This window comes from Desulfovibrio sp. 7SRBS1, assembly GCF_049723905.1.
Classification (GTDB): domain Bacteria; phylum Desulfobacterota; class Desulfovibrionia; order Desulfovibrionales; family Desulfovibrionaceae.
Genome location: NZ_JBJKFD010000001.1, coordinates 4,236,029 through 4,250,000 on the forward strand (window position 1 = coordinate 4,236,029; position 13,972 = coordinate 4,250,000).

20 protein-coding genes are annotated in these 13,972 nt (G+C 56.6%); all 20 read left to right on the forward strand.

Features of this window, described 5'->3' with window-relative positions; genetic code table 11:
- Nucleotides 1–32 precede the first annotated feature (32 nt).
- Nucleotides 33–491: a hypothetical protein gene (locus ACI0FJ_RS18650; RefSeq protein ID WP_424305930.1), complete on the forward strand. Its 459-nt coding sequence runs from the start codon at nucleotides 33–35 to the stop codon at nucleotides 489–491.
- Nucleotides 492–786: 295 nt separating this feature from the next.
- The gene (locus tag ACI0FJ_RS18655) at nucleotides 787–1,218 is read left to right on the forward strand and encodes a DUF5675 family protein (RefSeq protein WP_424305932.1); all 432 of its coding nucleotides are present in this window, start codon (nucleotides 787–789) and stop codon (nucleotides 1,216–1,218) included.
- Nucleotides 1,219–1,387: 169 nt separating this feature from the next.
- Nucleotides 1,388–2,020, forward strand: coding sequence for a hypothetical protein (locus ACI0FJ_RS18660; RefSeq protein ID WP_424305934.1), 633 nt, complete (start codon nucleotides 1,388–1,390; stop codon nucleotides 2,018–2,020).
- Nucleotides 2,010–2,204 (forward strand): hypothetical protein, encoded by a 195-nt coding sequence (locus ACI0FJ_RS18665; RefSeq protein WP_424305936.1) that lies wholly within the window; start codon nucleotides 2,010–2,012, stop codon nucleotides 2,202–2,204. The genes ACI0FJ_RS18660 and ACI0FJ_RS18665 overlap by 11 nt, the downstream gene beginning before the upstream one ends.
- Nucleotides 2,205–2,206: 2 nt before the next feature.
- Entirely contained in the window at nucleotides 2,207–2,647 is a 441-nt protein-coding gene (locus ACI0FJ_RS18670; protein WP_424305937.1) for a hypothetical protein, read from the forward strand.
- Nucleotides 2,644–2,886, forward strand: coding sequence for a hypothetical protein (locus ACI0FJ_RS18675; protein WP_424305939.1), 243 nt, complete (start codon nucleotides 2,644–2,646; stop codon nucleotides 2,884–2,886). The genes ACI0FJ_RS18670 and ACI0FJ_RS18675 overlap by 4 nt, the downstream gene beginning before the upstream one ends.
- A gap of 1 nt (nucleotide 2,887) precedes the next feature.
- A complete protein-coding gene (locus tag ACI0FJ_RS18680; protein ID WP_424305941.1) occupies nucleotides 2,888–3,466 on the forward strand; it encodes a hypothetical protein in 579 nt (192 codons plus the stop codon).
- Nucleotides 3,463–4,929: a terminase large subunit domain-containing protein gene (locus ACI0FJ_RS18685; RefSeq protein WP_424305943.1), complete on the forward strand. Its 1,467-nt coding sequence runs from the start codon at nucleotides 3,463–3,465 to the stop codon at nucleotides 4,927–4,929. The genes ACI0FJ_RS18680 and ACI0FJ_RS18685 overlap by 4 nt, the downstream gene beginning before the upstream one ends.
- Nucleotides 4,929–6,458: a DUF935 domain-containing protein gene (locus tag ACI0FJ_RS18690; RefSeq protein ID WP_424305945.1), complete on the forward strand. Its 1,530-nt coding sequence runs from the start codon at nucleotides 4,929–4,931 to the stop codon at nucleotides 6,456–6,458. Before ACI0FJ_RS18685 ends, ACI0FJ_RS18690 begins: the two co-directional genes overlap by 1 nt.
- Nucleotides 6,442–7,692, forward strand: coding sequence for a PBECR2 nuclease fold domain-containing protein (locus tag ACI0FJ_RS18695; protein ID WP_424305947.1), 1,251 nt, complete (start codon nucleotides 6,442–6,444; stop codon nucleotides 7,690–7,692). Before ACI0FJ_RS18690 ends, ACI0FJ_RS18695 begins: the two co-directional genes overlap by 17 nt.
- 109 nt (nucleotides 7,693–7,801) lie before the next feature.
- Complete coding sequence (locus tag ACI0FJ_RS18700) at nucleotides 7,802–8,323, forward strand: phage virion morphogenesis protein (protein ID WP_424305949.1); 522 nt, start codon at nucleotides 7,802–7,804, stop codon at nucleotides 8,321–8,323.
- 127 nt (nucleotides 8,324–8,450) lie between these two features.
- Nucleotides 8,451–9,503 carry a phage protease gene (locus tag ACI0FJ_RS18705; RefSeq protein WP_424305951.1) on the forward strand — a complete coding sequence of 351 codons (1,053 nt, stop codon included), beginning with the start codon at nucleotides 8,451–8,453 and terminating at the stop codon, nucleotides 9,501–9,503.
- A gap of 2 nt (nucleotides 9,504–9,505) precedes the next feature.
- A complete protein-coding gene (locus ACI0FJ_RS18710; protein ID WP_424305953.1) occupies nucleotides 9,506–9,904 on the forward strand; it encodes a hypothetical protein in 399 nt (132 codons plus the stop codon).
- A gap of 19 nt (nucleotides 9,905–9,923) precedes the next feature.
- Nucleotides 9,924–10,802, forward strand: a complete 879-nt coding sequence (locus tag ACI0FJ_RS18715; protein ID WP_424305954.1) for a Mu-like prophage major head subunit gpT family protein — start codon at nucleotides 9,924–9,926, stop codon at nucleotides 10,800–10,802.
- A 37-nt stretch (nucleotides 10,803–10,839) separates the two neighbouring features.
- Nucleotides 10,840–11,037 (forward strand): HI1506-related protein, encoded by a 198-nt coding sequence (locus ACI0FJ_RS18720; protein ID WP_424305956.1) that lies wholly within the window; start codon nucleotides 10,840–10,842, stop codon nucleotides 11,035–11,037.
- Between the two features lie 2 nt (nucleotides 11,038–11,039).
- A complete protein-coding gene (locus ACI0FJ_RS18725) occupies nucleotides 11,040–11,462 on the forward strand; it encodes a gp436 family protein (RefSeq protein ID WP_424305958.1) in 423 nt (140 codons plus the stop codon).
- 89 nt (nucleotides 11,463–11,551) lie between these two features.
- Nucleotides 11,552–12,001 carry a hypothetical protein gene (locus ACI0FJ_RS18730; RefSeq protein WP_424305960.1) on the forward strand — a complete coding sequence of 150 codons (450 nt, stop codon included), beginning with the start codon at nucleotides 11,552–11,554 and terminating at the stop codon, nucleotides 11,999–12,001.
- A complete protein-coding gene (locus ACI0FJ_RS18735) occupies nucleotides 11,998–12,213 on the forward strand; it encodes a hypothetical protein (RefSeq protein WP_424305962.1) in 216 nt (71 codons plus the stop codon). The genes ACI0FJ_RS18730 and ACI0FJ_RS18735 overlap by 4 nt, the downstream gene beginning before the upstream one ends.
- On the forward strand, nucleotides 12,210–13,487 hold the full coding sequence (locus ACI0FJ_RS18740; protein ID WP_424305964.1) for a hypothetical protein: 1,278 nt from the start codon (nucleotides 12,210–12,212) through the stop codon (nucleotides 13,485–13,487). The genes ACI0FJ_RS18735 and ACI0FJ_RS18740 overlap by 4 nt, the downstream gene beginning before the upstream one ends.
- Nucleotides 13,488–13,511: 24 nt before the next feature.
- Nucleotides 13,512–13,967, forward strand: a complete 456-nt coding sequence (locus ACI0FJ_RS18745) for a hypothetical protein (RefSeq protein ID WP_424305965.1) — start codon at nucleotides 13,512–13,514, stop codon at nucleotides 13,965–13,967.
- Nucleotides 13,968–13,972 lie beyond the last annotated feature (5 nt).

The window sequence follows — 13,972 nt, forward strand, 5'->3', positions numbered from 1 at the left end:
AATTTCTCAAGTTAGGTGAAAGAGGTACGGCGATGCATTTGGTAGACGAGACATTACGACTGATCCGAGCAGGCTGGCTGCCGTTCTCCGGTGTTGTCTCGCCTGCCGTGTACAAAACGTTGAATTGTCCGCAGTCGAAAAAGGCCCGGTGGTTCGAGTCTGCCGCGCCGTCCGGGGCTGCGTTGTATCAGTGCCTAGGGTGCAGCCGGGTCTGCACCCTACGGGACGAACCGGGGATGCAGGCCCGGTTGCCGATTTATACGCCGCTGCCGGTGATTCCGCGCGACGATCTGCCGGGGTTGACCGCCGGGGAGATGCTGCAACGCATGGAAGTGTTGCGCTGGGACCAAGCCGCGTTTGTGCTGAACATCGGCAAGAGCGAATTTTACCGGCTGGTCCAGGAAGGCGCGTTGACCCGTGCCGGGCCGGAACGTCCGGTACGCGTGACGTCTGCAAGCGTTCGGGCACTGCTGGACCAGCGCCCAGAATAACCCTTCGGGTTCAACCAAGGCCGCCAATCTGGCGGCCTTTTTTTGCGCCTAGCGTTGCGTTCAATATTTATTGCAAAATTTTTATTATTTTCCATATCGTCCACACAGTCAAGACAGAGTTTTTCAGCCTGCCTATAGTGGCCCCATAAACAATGGGGAACACGATGACACCTTCCGTTTGGTTCAACCACAGCACGCAAAACCCAATCCATCCAATTTGCAGTTGCGCACTGCGTCACCGTCGCCGGAGTTCTCCCCATTTCTTCGGCGGCGGTGATCTGCGTGAGGAGATGTAATGAAACGCCTTCTGTTGGACAGGCTTGAGCAAACCGCAAACGGCACATTTGGTTTTGTGACCGGGCTTGATGCGTCGTTGTTTTCTCTTGAGCTTCCTTGGCGTGACAATGAACCAAACCGGTCTTGCATCCCCCAGGGGAAATACACCTGCGAGCTGGTCAACTCCCCCCGGTTTGGCCGTGTCTATGAGGTCAAAGATGTGCCGGGGCGTACTCATATTTTGATCCATCCTGGAAATTTCGCAGGTGACGTTGACAGCGGCCTGCGTAGCGACAGTGAAGGTTGCATTCTGTTGGGACTGCGACGGGCTGTTTTTAACGGCCAGCCGGGTATTGCCAGTTCCCGCTTGGCTCTTCAAATGCTGACAGATTTTTTGGACGGGCAGCCGTTCTCGTTGGACGTGGTCAGTAGCCATGGCGGGGGAATTTAGTGCGTGCCCGTCTTTGTCCCGGTTGTCACCGTTGGCAACGTCTCGCGCTGTTCCAGACGCCCGGTGGGTATGTGTGCCAGGAGTGCTCGTGGTGTCGAAAACAATTAACGCCAGCAGCTCTTGCGGATCGGGAAGAGATGCTGCGGGCTGCTTATGCAAGGAGAAAACAATGATGGTTCAAGGTAGAACGCTCTCTTTTGAGCCAAAGTTCTTTCTTAAATCCAAAACCGTCCTGGGAATAATTATCGCCCTGGTCGGCGCGATAGTCGGTCATTTCGGGCTGCCTGTTGATGACGCAGAGATTGCGACCTTTTCTTCGGCATTGCTGGAGCTTGTAGGTTTTGTCTTGGCTGTCTTTGGTCGGGTCACAGCAAAGCAGTCACTGACGGTTAAGGGAAAATGCGCGGGGAAAGCGTTGCTGTTGGTCTTGCTGGTCCCTGTCTTCTTGGTTGGTGCTGGTTGTGCGGAAATGCAGAAGCTGCCGGTTGATGAACAAATGTCCGTTATCGCCAGCCACGGAACGAAAACCTACGAGTCGCTCCACTCCAAATATCTCCAGCTGGAACAGACGTTGCCGCCTGATGGGGTCGCCTATCTCCAGACAAAAGTTGCACCGGCCTTGGATGCGGCCAAACACTCGCAGATTGCTTTCGAGTCTGCCGTCCTGGCTTGGCGACGAACGCAGGTTGAGCCGGGCAATATCGCAGACCTGCGGGCAGATGTTGACCGCTATTTGACCGAAGTGGCCGCGCTGTTGGCCGGGCTGACTGAAAAGTCTGAGGAGGTGCCCGATGGCAATTAATCAGGACACGGTTCAGGCGATTGTTGCCCTGGCGAAAACCGGGACCAGCTTGGCGTTACAGGCTGTCGATGCGTTGCGTCAGTTGCGTGCTGACGGCATCGACGTGCCGGGCATTGAACAGCTGGAGGCTGATATCCAGCGGCTCCAAGCCCTGCCTGATCTTGTGCAGGACGGAGAGGAATAGGCATGGACCCGGCAACCCTGACAAAAATTACAGCGGCGTTAACCGCAATCGCAAAGATTGTTGAAGCCCTCGGGCCGGGCGGGGTCATAGCTCTGGCTTTGGCCGGGCCGGTTGTTGTCGTGGTGGCAGTGCTGATCCTCGCTCATTTGAACAACAAACGCATGGCCCGTTCATTCGATGAATACCGGATTGACGCGGATCGGCGTTTTGAGGCGTACCGCGATCAGACGTCCGAAACCCTGGAAAGCTACGGCGCAGTTCAGCGAGAGACAGCCCAATACTACCGGGACAATGTTGAACTGGTGCGCTCTGTTGAATCTCTGGCGAGAGGTTTTCAGGACGTCGTCGTTACTAACACGCGGACGCTTGAACGTCTTTGCAATGATGTTGAACACCACGTTTTCTGCCCGGTTGCGCGGGAAAGCAAGGGGTTACCGAGATGAGTGAATACACTGAAAACTTGGGGCGGCGCGTGGAGCTGCGCGAAGAAAAATCCAGATTGGCTGCGGAAATAGACGCGCTGCGCGGTGACCTTCGCTCTTTGTGCAGCCCCATCCTGGATGTTGACGATTTGAACGGCACGAAGATCGCGAACCTGGGTTTTTCTTTGAATGGGAAGCTGGAACGGTTAACGGCGATCAACTCCAAGCTGGCGGCAATTAAGGAAATTCTGGGGCGCTAAGATGGTACAGGGCGCGCGCGAATATCCACCGGCAGCCGTTTTTGACGCAGAGGATGCGTTCATTCTCGACGGTTTGACGTTGGAACAGGTCAGTCAGAAGACGAGTATCCCGATCAGTACGCTCAAGCGTTGGTCTTCCCAAAAGGGATGGTGTGCCAAGCGTGAGGAATACCGGAGAAAGGAAAGCGAAACTCGTCATAAGCTGGTTGATGCGCGATTGAAGCTGATTACGGACTGTTCCCAAAAAGGAAATCCTATGTCGGCGTTTGGGTACCAAGCCTTGGAAAACGCGACAGCAAAAGCAAAAGAAATAGCCCTGAAGGAGCGTGCCGCTCAGATTCCTTCTGACCTGGAGATGGTTACTGATCAGGCGTCTATTGCGGAAGCTCTGCTCAACGCCATTTCCATCAAGCTGGGACGATTGGCCAGGGACGAAAAACTCGACCTGAAAGCTGTGAAAGACATCCAGGCCGCTCTGGCCCTGGCTGAAAAAATGAAGCCGAAGGACGAGCTGCCGGAACATCAAAAAGGAATGTCTGCTGATTTTGAATCCACATTGCGGGAGTTGCTGAGAAAATGAGCGGAACACTTTTGCCCTACCAGGATGAATGGATCAGCGATTTTTCCCCGGTCAAGTTCTGGGAGAAGTCCCGACGTATCGGCGCAAGCTGGTGCGATGCCGCAGACAGCGCGTTGATTGCGGCCAAACGCAAAGATGCGGGCGGCATGAGCACCTATTATCTTTCTTACAACAAGGACATGACGAAGCAGTACGTCCAGGACGTCGCTGAATGGGCACAAAAGTATAACCTGGCTGCAAGTGAGGTTGAAGAACTCGTCCTGGAAAAGGAAGAACAGGACATTACGATATATCAAGTCCGTTTTGCCTCTGGATTCGTAGTGCAGGGGCTGTCTTCCAATCCCTCTAACCTGCGTTCCAAGCAGGGCCGGGTCAGAATAGACGAAGCAGCGTTTGTCGAGAATCTCCGGGAATTGCTCAAGGCCGCAATAGCTCTGACCATGTGGGGCGGCGACGTCGCCGTTATCAGCACTCACGATGGGGACGATAGCGAGTTCAACCAATATATCCAGGATATACGAGCTGGGAAGCTGAATTATTCTCTCCATCGGACGACTTTGGACGATGCCCTTGCTGCTGGCTTGTTCCGCAGAATTTGCGAGGTGAAAGGGTTGCTTTGGAGTCCTGAAGCCGAGGCAGCTTGGAAACAATCCCTGCTCGACGACTACGGCGACGATGCCGACGAAGAACTTTACTGCATTCCCAAAAGCAGCAGCGGTGGTTTTCTGACCCGCGCCCTAATTGAAAACTGCATGGACTCCAGCATTTCGGTTGTCCGCTGGCAACCGCCAGCCTCCGACTTTGTTGACTGGCCGCTGGAGCAGGCAGAACGCGAGGTCGCGGATTGGTGTGAAGAATATCTTGTTCCGCTGCTCCACTCTCTGCCTGATCATGTTCGTTCGTACATCGGTGGCGACTTCGGAAGAAGCGGCGACTTATCATGCTTCTGGCCGTTGTTGGAACAAGCCAGCCTGCACCTGCACACCCCTTTTGTTCTGGAGCTTCGCAACTGCCCGTTCCGCACTCAGGAACAAATACTTTCGTTTGTAATAGACCGCTTGAAGAATTTTTGCGGCGGTGCGCTTGATGCACGAGGCAACGGCCAAGCACTGGCCGAGTATGCACGCCAGCGGTACGGGGCCAGCCGCATTGCCGAGGTCATGTTGTCTGAAACTTGGTACCGGGAAAACATGCCACGTCTCAAAGCGCAGTTTGAAGACCGCACTATTGATGCGCCCATGGACGCGCTGATTCTGGACGACCTCCGTGCATTCAAAATGATCAAGGGAGTTGCCAAAATCCCTGCCAGCCGCACCAAAGACGCAACAGGACAGCGTCACGGCGACGCCGGGATAGCAGCCGCCATGGCCGTATTTGCTGCAAAGACGTTTGAAGCTTCCGGGCCGGTCTTTTACGAGCCTGTATCCTCGTCCCGCGTCGGTAGCGTCGAAGGAGCGTGGTGATGAAGCTGTACGATCAATTTGGACGTGAAATCCCGCTTTCCGATGCACGCAAGCCGAGTACGCGAACTGTCGGCGCGGTGTCTCTTCTAGACCGTTGGAGCGAATACCCTGCGGACGGTCTGACCCCGCAAAAGCTGGCGCGGATATTTCGGGCTGCCGATGCGGGTGACGTGGCCCGGCAGGCTGAGATGTTCGGGCAGATGGAGGAAAAAGACGCGCACCTTTCCAGTCAGTTTCAGACACGTAAATTGGCGGTCCAGGGGCAGGACCTAGAGATTACGCCCGGCGATGAAACGCCCCAGGCCAAGAAGGCGGCAGAGTTCTGCGAGGAAGTTCTGGCCGGGCTAAGTTTGGACGATGCGATCCTGGATGCACTGGACGCCCTGGGCAAAGGCTATTCGGCTCTTGAAATTGGCTGGGACATTTCCGAGGGGCAAGCCTGGATACACGGGTTGGAATGGATAGACCCGAAGAAGATCACGTTTGTGCAGTCGGTTACGCCCCGGATTCTGACCGAAGCCGAACCGGCCCAGGGAGAAGACTTCCCGCCGTTTAAATTTGTGTACCACCGCTACAAGGCGCGTAGTGGGTACGATACCCGTGCCGGTATCATGCGCGTGTGCGCCTGGATGTATCTATTCAAGAACTATTCAATAAAAGACTGGGTGGCGTTTTCGGAAATCTACGGCCAGCCGCTGCGTGTCGGGCGGATAGACGCGAACGCGCCGGAAGATGAAAAGCGGATGCTGGAAACAGCGTTGCGGTCCATCGGCACGAACGCCGCCGGGATTATTTCAAAGAGCACGGAGATTGAGTTCATCGAGGCGACCAAAACAAGCAGCCTCAATATTTACCAAGCGCTGACCGACTTCTGCGACAATCAAATATCCAAAGCGATTGTCGGGCAGACGTTGACCAGCGGTACTGGTGACAAAGGGTCCTACGCCCTGGGTAAGGTTCACGATTCCGTGCGCGGTGACCTGATTGAAGCTGATTGCAAGGGGCTGGCCCGCACGTTTCGGGGGCAAATTCTGAAGCCGTTGACCGGGTTCAACTTCGGATGGGATTGCCCGGTGCCAAAGGCCCGTTTTCTGTACGAGCCGCCGGAAGACCTTAAAGCATTGGCAGAGATGTACAACATCTTGGGCGACCGTTTGGACATTTCCCAGGAACATGTCGCCGCACGGTTCAAAATTCCCATGCGCAAGACGGGCGAAACGCCGTTGTTGTCGCGCCAGCTCCAGCTGCAACCAGAAGCCCCGATTACGGCGAAGCGCGAAGTGTTGAAGCAGACGCCCGACGAGCAACATCCGGCGGATGTGCTGACACGGCAAGCCATGGGGCAGGCGAAGCTGATGGATATAAGCCCGGTCCAGGCGCTTTTGGAACAGTGCTCCAGCTTGGAGGATTTCCGTGACCGGCTTGTGGATTTGTACGCCGATCTTGACGTTACGGCCCTGGCCGACGTGATGCGGGATGCTTTTACCGTTGCCGAGCTGGCGGGGAGGTTCGATGCGTCCGAGCGCTAAGTATACCCCGCTGCCGTTTAAAGAAGCGATTCAGCATTTCCGTGACAAGGTCCAGATGCCGTCTGAAACATGGCGCGATTTGTGGGGCGGGATGCACAGCCGCGCTTTCGTTGTTGCGGGTGCAACACGGGCCGACGTGCTGAGTGATCTGTACAAGGCTACCGAGAAGGCAATCAGCCAGGGCACGACGCTCAAAGAGTTTACTGCCGACTTTGACGCCATGCTCCAGCGTACCGGCTGGAACTTTAAAGGCGGCAAAGCGTGGAGATGCGCCACAATTTTCAACACCAATTTGTCCACCGCATACGCATCCGGCCATTATCGGCAAATGTCGGACCCGGACGTTCTGCGCGACCGCCCGTATTTTCGGTACGTGGAATCCAGCTCTGCCGAACCTCGCGCAGAACACGCGGCTTGGTACAATGTTGTTTTACCCGCTGACGACCCGTGGTGGGATACGCATTACCCGCCCAAAGACTGGGGCTGCAAGTGCGGCGTGGTGAGTTTGTCCAAAGAGGAAAAAGAAGAACTGCAAGCTGACGGCGTGCGGCTGCAAGAAACGCCGCCGCCGGACAAATATTACGAGTGGACAAACCCGGATACCGGAGAAGTTCACACGCTGCCCGTCGGCGTTGGTCCGGGCTGGGACTACCACGTAGGGAAAGCCGCGTGGGGGCAACGGTTGTCCGAGCAGGCAATGGATGCGTGGCGTGCGCAAGGCGCGGATGCCTGGGAACGGCTGACGCCGGGCGATTACAAAACCTATGGCCGTCCGGCCAAGCTGCCCGTGGATGTTGCCAAGGCCAATGTGGGCACGGCGGCCAAGAGCGTTGCTGAAGCCACAGCGAACCTGGAACACATCCTGGGTGGACCTGAACGCGTGTTTTCGTTTTCAGCGTCCGGCGGATTCCGGTCCGATGTGTTGGTTAATGCATCAACCCTGGCGAAGCACCTGGGAAAAGACCTAGCACGTTCCCGCTTCTTCCCGCTGCTGCCGGAAGTGCTCGAAGATCCCGCCGAGGTCTGGCTCTCCTTTGAACGCCACAAAGGCACAGGCAAGGTTCGTCTGTCTCAGCGATTTGTAAAGGTTGTGCAGACTGAAAAACAGCGCGGAATGCTGGCCGTTGTACAGGCGTCCAGGGGAATGATGACTACCTGGACAATGATACCGCAGAACATCCGGTATCTAAATCGGCAACGTGTGGGGAAGATGATGTTTGGCAGGGGAAAATAGAGACCTCAGGTCCCGCAGTACCTGGGCTGCCCGGTTCCGGTCGCAGAGGCTGCGGCCTCTACCGGAACCATCGTTGAAATTACAATAGGGATTTCAAGGAAAAAGTCAAATGAACGGTGTCTCCTACATAGTCCGTGCAAAAGAGCTGCTGGCCGACCTGAACAGCGTTGAACGCCGCATGGTGGACAACAGCCCGGCCATGAAATCCATCGGCCAGCTTTTGCGCACGTCCACAATTAGGAATTTCGAGGCAGGCGGACGCCCTACCGCCTGGGCACCGCTGAAACCGTCAACACTGAAGCGCCGCAAGGGGAACAAGATTTTACGTCGCCAGGGCTTTGCAGGCGGTTTGGTTGGGTCCATCAGCGCCCGGCCCCTGAAGAATTCTGTGCTGATTGGCACGAACAAAAAGTATGCGCCGGTCCATCAGTTCGGAGCCAAGCGCGGTTCGTTCGGGACGTTTGTTGTGCAGGTTCCGGCGCACAAGCGCGGCGGACATGACGTCCGGGCGCACCAGCGCCGGATGAAATTGCCCTGGGGCGACATTTCGGCCCGTCCTTTTCTTCTTATCCATGAACAGGATTGGGAACGCATCAAAACCACGCTGGCAGAGCATGTGGTGCGCGGATGATCGGATTTTTCAAAATTTCGCCCGTAGCGCGTTTTACAGCGCAATGCGGACAACCGGAAGGGTTCAGGGTTTTGAACTAGTTCAAAACTAGTTCAAAGGCCGAATGACCGCCAAGTGAGGGACACGGATGAGTACACAACTTGTTGTTTTGAAGCAGGCACAGGATTTGGGCGATGGCGTCCCGGAGTGGATACAGCTGTTCCCTGCTGGCCGGGTACTGATTGAAGACCGCCCCGATGCTGTGATGGACGCAGAAGGTGCGGCGCTGATCCTGCGGCATTTCGAGTCACTCCAGCATGACGTGGTGATCGACTACGAGCACCAGACGCTGACCGGCGGCGAGGCCCCTGCCGCCGGGTGGATACGGGAGCTGGACTGGCGCGAGGGGGACGGCCTGTATGCGCGGGCGGAATGGACCGACAAGGCCAAGGGGTACATCGAGCGCCGGGAATACCGCTACCACAGCCCTGTCTTTTTGTGCAGGACCTCCGACCGGCGGATTGTGGAACTCTACAACGTTGCCCTGACCAACCAACCCCGCATGAAGAACGTGGCTGAATTGTTGGCCGCTAAAAATATGAAACTCACAACAGGAGGCCCTGACATGAACGAGTTTCTGAAACTGTTGGGATTGAAGCCCGACGCAACAGAGGCTGAGGCGGTCGAAGTGCTGAAAGGCGTCCTCGACGATCGCGATGAACTGCAAACCAAGCTGAAGGCCCATGATGACAAGGCGACCGTTGTTGCCTGCAAGGACGTGTTGACGGCCCTGGAGCTGGACGAAAAGGCTGACAGCAAAACCGTTGTCGCCAAGATCAAAGGACTGTCCGCCAGTGGCGTGGCCGCAAGCGACTTGGGCCAGCAACTGGAGGCCCTGAAGAAGCGGCTTAACACGCTCCAGGCCACCGGCGTTGTGGAAGAGGCATTGAAGAACGGTCAGATTACCCCGGCTGAAGCCAAAACATGGGGCAATGACCTGGCCGCGTCCGATCCGAAACAGTTTGAGCTGATTGTCCTGTCCCGCCCCAAGTTTAGCGCGGTGCCGCTGGCGGACATCGCCCCAAAAACCGACACGGACGCGACTGATCCCGAAGCGGACGCGCTTCAGCTTGAGATCAATAAGAAGATGGGCATCGACGCTGAAACTTACAAAAAGTACGGCCCCGACGGGGAGGAGTAACCATGGCTGACCGTAATACCCCCATGATGGACGCCGAGCTGGTTGTAGTATGCGTCGCTGGGGCCACACTGCTGGAGGCGGGAAAGATGGGCGCTGTGAATGCCACAGGCTACGCGGTTCCCGCTGCTGACGCTGCCGGGCTGACCGTGCTGGGCCGGATTGAAACGCACATTGACAACCGCCTGGGCAGCGACGGCGCTGAGTCCGTCACTCTGCGCCGCAAGCGGGCGTTCAAATTCGACAACGATGGAACCAACCCCGTGACCAGCGTCCAGGTGGGCCAAACCGTGTACGTGGTCGACGCCGAAACTGTTTCCAGCGACGGCGGCACCAACAGCATTACCGCTGGCAAATGCGTGGGCCTGGAATCTGACGGCGGCGTGTGGATCGAAATCGCCTAACCGCAAGGAGTAAAAAAACATGATTATCAACCAAGCCGCCCTGGCCGGGATTGGTCGGGGATTCAAAACCATATTCAATCAGGCATTCCAAGGGGGACAGCCGCAGTGGCCAATCGTTGCCATGCAGGCCCCGAGCGACGGTAGCGAAGAGGACTACAAGTGGCTGGGGGCATTCCCCAAGATGCGCGAATGGATTGGGGAACGGCAGGTTAAAAACCTGAGCGCCTTTACCTACACAATCAAGAACAAACCTTTTGAATCCACTATTTCGGTAGACCGGGACGACATCGAAGACGACAAGATCGGCGTCTACACCCCGTTGATTCAGGGCCTTGCCCATGAAGCGGCCACGCATCCCGACGAGCTGGTTTTCGCCTTGCTCAAAAGCGGTTTCGCGGCGACATGCTTTGACGGCCAGTATTTCTTTGACACCGACCACGACATGGGCGGTACGTCCGTTTCCAACTTTGGCGGTGGAACCGGTACGCCCTGGTATCTGCTTGACCTGTCCCGCCCTATCAAACCGCTTGTTTTTCAGATTCGTCGGAAACCGCAGTTCGTGGAAATGGATGATCCTAAAAGCGAAAACGTGTTTCGCCGTAAGGAATTCCTCTACGGCGTGGACGACCGGAAAAACGTCGGATTCGGGTTGTGGCAGCTTGCCTACGGCTCCAAGCAGGAGCTGACGCCTGAAAACTACGCCGCTGCCCGCGCCGCAATGATGAGCTTGAAGACGGAAGAAGACAAACCGTTGGGCATTACTCCCACGCACCTGGTTGTTCCCCCCACTCTGGAAAGCGCCGGGCGCAAAATCCTGAAAAACTCCCAGCTTGCAGGCGGTGCAACAAACGAGTGGTTCGAAACTGCCGAGCTGCTGAACGTTTCCTGGCTGGCGTAAAGCGTCTTGCACTTAACTTGAGAAAACGGAGGACATTATGCCCATACGTATTACCAGCAAACGCGACGGCTTCCGCCGGTGCGGTGTCGCGCACACGGAAAAACCGACTGATTACCCCGACGACAGGTTTACCGCTGGCGAGCTGGCCGTGTTGAAGGCCGAACCCATGCTGGTTGTCGTGGACGTTGAAGACGACAAAGCCGATGCCAAGGCCAAGAAAGGCAAGGACAAGTAGCCATGTACGCGACGTATGAGGACCTGTTGAAAGCTATCGACGCTGACGAGCTGGTGCGCTGCACTGACGATAAAAATACCGGCGGCGTGAATCTTGACCGAGTGAATCAGGCTCTCAGCGACGCGTCGTGCGAAATTGACGGGTACGTGGGGGTGCGGAACGCCGTACCCCTGGCCCCGGTCCCGGCGATTATTCGGAAATGCTGCTGCGACATTGCCATTTACAATATCTATTCCCGCCGCCGTGGCGCGGATGAAAACCGTACGGCCCGCTACAAGGATTCAATCCGATTCCTGGAGCAAGTCGCCAGAGGAACCATCTCCTTGGGAGTGGCTGATCCGGACGGAACGCCGTCCGGGACTGTTGTGTCGGATTTTTCCGGCAACGTTCGTTTGTTCGACCGGGATAGCCTGAAGGGGTTTTGAAATGCGTGAATTGCCTGCACCGCCGCCTCCTGCCGAGGAAGTAAAACCGATTGCGCCGATCCGTTTCGGGCCGGGAGTGGGAGTCTGAAATGCGCGATCTGCTGATTGCCGTGCGCGACGCTCTCCGGGCCAGCCCGGTTTTGAACTACGTGCGGGGCTGCGATGTGTATGTAACCCCGTATGAGGGTTTTATACCCCACGGCGCGAAGTTCCCGGCCCTAGGAGTGAAGGACGGCGATGTGGTCCGCAAGGAGCTTGCAGGTGGCTACCTGGACGAAACCTTGCGCGTAACCGTGTGCGTCTACAGTCAGGAGCATGACCCGGAAGAAGCGGTGATCGGCAATACCCGGCGTCAGGGCATTGTGGACATTGCACGCGATGTAAACCGAGTGCTCGACGAAAACCTCCTGGGCCTGGACGGCATGATCAGCGCGTTTTGCGCACGCGAGGCAGCGAGTGAGCTGTTCGGCGATGACCGGGAACTGCTGCAACGCAAGCTGCTGACCTTTGAATTTATCCGAGAGAGGAAAAGGCCATGAATTACAGGCTGAAGAAATCGGCCGCTCCGTTTGAAGCTGCCGACGGCCCCCGGGCCGGGCAGCGTTTTGAGCCGGGTGCGGAATATACGGAAATACCGGCGGGCGATGCGGCCAAATTTGAAAAGGTCCGCGTGCCCACGCCCAAGAAGACGGCTGAAAAGCCCGTTGAAAAGCGGCCTCTACAGAATGAGCCGCAAGGAGGGAACAAGTGAGGTCCCACCGCGTTACACATAATTTAATCGCCGTCTCCGCCAACACCGGAGAAACTGCGCTCAACGAATTCCAGGACCTGGATACGACCCTGATGGTCGCCACCGGGGATATGCTGAACTTGGAGCCGCGCCGGGAGAACAACGCGGACGAGGCAACCGGGCGTGAAGAACCCGACACAGTGTACGATCTGGGCGCGACGGCTGGCTGCTCGTTTTCGTTCGAGAAAGCCAAGCCGGGAGATTTCGCCCTGCTTGCCGCATTCGGCCTGGGCGTGGTCGAAACCGTAGCAGCCGGCACAGGATATTTGCACACGTTTCGCCCGATTGACGGAGACCTCGATACCAAGCGTTCGTTGCCCTCAATGCCCGCCGCACAACGCTACGGCAAGACTGTTGTGAAGCGGCGTTTTGCGTCCATGTTCGTTGACTCCATCTCCGCGACATTCGCGGCGGATAGCTGGGTAACAGCGTCCGGCACGATCAAGGGCACGGGCAAGCATGAAAAGACGGTTACCGAAGAAGTTGTCTCCGCTGCCGAGAATGCGACTGCCCTTGTTCTGGCCGCCAACGGTGTGCATGGGGCTGAAGCGGGTGAACGGCTGGACAACGTACAGATTGTACAAGTGGAGCTGGCCGCCGGTGTTTGGACGCCCGTTACCGTGACAGCTGTTTCCGATGCCGTACCCGCAGAGCTGACGATTGAAGCCCCTGGTGAAAGCACAGACCTGCGGAATTACAAAATCCTGTACATGCCACCGGAACCTGCATGGGCCGCATTCCCTGGCCGCGTGATCGAAACGCCGCTGCGCGTTGCGCAAGCAAACGTGACGGTCGGCGGCAAGTGGGACGGCAGCGCGTTCCAAGGCGGTCGGTCTATCAATTCCGAGTTCAAATCGCTGGAATGGAGTTTGAGCAACAATCTCCAGATTGAATTCGTGCCCGGCGCTGGCGGCGAGTACGCGTCCCGCGCATTCCGTGACGGACGTTCCCAAACAATCAAGCTGAACCGGGAAGTGAGGGAGTATCTGCTCCAGCGCTATCTGGAAACAAGCGACACCTTTGGTGTGCATGTGATTTGCGAAGGCGCTGAATATGAGCCGGGACACAAGTACACTGTGGAACTGATTTTCCCGAAAGTCGGTATCACCGCCGCCCCGCTGTCCGCCGATGGCAAGCGGTTGGCCGAGGCCGGGGATTTGATCGTTTTGGAGGACGCGACGCACGGCAGCGTGATTGTGCGCGTCAAGAATCTGGTGTCTCAGTACGCCGCGTAACCAGCAATACAAGGAGCAAGAGATATGGCCCGACGCTTGGGAAATGCAGAGCAGCATGAATTGATTCTGAACGACAATTTGTCGGACTCTACAATGACACTTTACTACCGCATGCCCACGACGCGAGAACGCTTGGGCTACGACAACTCCCGGACCGTTCGCGACAAGAAAGGACGGGTTGAGAACAAAACGCCGGAGACTCGACAGAAGTATGGACAGCTCATTCTGACCGGTTTCAAAGACGGTGATTTTGAACGTTATGAGAACGGCAAATGGAAACCTATGTCCAGCAATCCTTCCAGCCCCATCTACTGCCCCGATTGGAAAGACTACTTGGCCGACCACGCCGGGGATGTGATCGAAACATTGGCAGTTCAGGTCTTCGATTTGTCTGTGGGGTTGGGAGAGAAGGAAGAAGATCCCTCCGAAGATGACACCCCTGACGACACAATAGACCCGGCGGATGCTGAAAAAAACTAACTGCG